The sequence below is a fragment of the Pseudomonas syringae pv. cilantro genome, from assembly GCF_001293775.1.
Lineage (GTDB): Bacteria > Pseudomonadota > Gammaproteobacteria > Pseudomonadales > Pseudomonadaceae > Aquipseudomonas > Aquipseudomonas syringae_P.
Genome location: NZ_LGLN01000038.1, coordinates 9011 through 10191 on the forward strand (window position 1 = coordinate 9011; position 1181 = coordinate 10191).

Genomic DNA, 1181 nt, shown 5'->3' on the forward strand with positions numbered 1-1181 from the left:
TTTTTCTTGTGCTAGTAACAGAGCTGCCGAATTATGCGGCGTCGATCATGGGGTCTAGTGCCGCAGGTGCGGGGGTCTCCGGGGTCGTTTCCAAGTACTCAGGTATACGAACAGCGGCAAGGGTTGCCAACTTTGCACGCTCGAAGCTGCCCGGTAACAAGATCGCAGGATAATAGCCACACACAAAAAGGCCGGGGAAACCCGGTTTTTTTGTGTGTGGCTGGTGTAGAAAGTTTCCGGGCCGGAAACTTTGGCCTGCCCCTGGCCTACATGCTCTATGTCGATTTCTGTGCTTAGAAATCCATACCTGGCTCGTCCTGGTCCTGATCGGGGCTGTAATCGCGCTGAGGGCGATAAGTGGGCTTGCTACGCGATCTGTGCACCTGGGCGCGGCTCGCGTCCGTAGTAGGCGCTGACGCGGCTTCCTCGGCCATCACAACAGCCTCCAGCTGATCGATCCGTTGCATCACCGGACTTCTATTTCTCTCTTGGCTAATTAGCCAAGACGCACTGTATTGCGCATTGCTCACCTTCATCTGTGCACTTGACAGCAGCAAATGAGCGTTCTGACGGGCGTATTGCGTATCCCGCAACGATTTTTCAAAATACTCAAGTTTCGTACTTTTCTTGATGCCTTTGTCATGCAGCCAAGCTCGCTTAGGATGCTCTGCACGCCATTCAGCCTCTTTCCTCGGCATTTCTGTTGCCCGGTCCAAATCGGCCTTAACCCTGTCGTACTCCTTCTGAGCTGCAATCACAAGCGGATCAGCAGCCACAACGCTCTCGATCGGCACTACGCTCGCCTTCAAAGCGTCCAGTTCAAGGCGTGCAGCACTGATCACCGGCTTGACCGGTTCCGGCGCAGGCACCACTGGTGCAGCCTTGACTGGCTCAGGATTGGGCTGAGGTGCTGACTCGACTTTCGGCAACGGCAGCTGGCCGTTCACTTGAGCCTGCATGCGATCCATGAGCGCGCTCATGCGCTCACGTACCCCCCTTGGATCGGAGTCACTGTCCTTGAAGATCCCGTGCTCTTGTTTCCAATCGGCCATCATCGCTCGAATCTTGGCACTCCCAGTAAGCGGAGGTTGCTCGGGACGTTGCGGATCGATCACCGGTTTGACCGGTTCAGGCGTGCGCGGGGCAGCATCGGGGGCAACTGGGGGCTGATCACTCTGGCG

General features: G+C 56.6%; 1 pseudogene. It reads right to left on the reverse strand.

Annotated elements, in window-relative coordinates:
* Positions 1–293 precede the first annotated feature (293 nt).
* Positions 294–1181: pseudogene (locus ABJ99_RS12115) on the reverse strand (MobQ family relaxase); the annotation flags it as partial.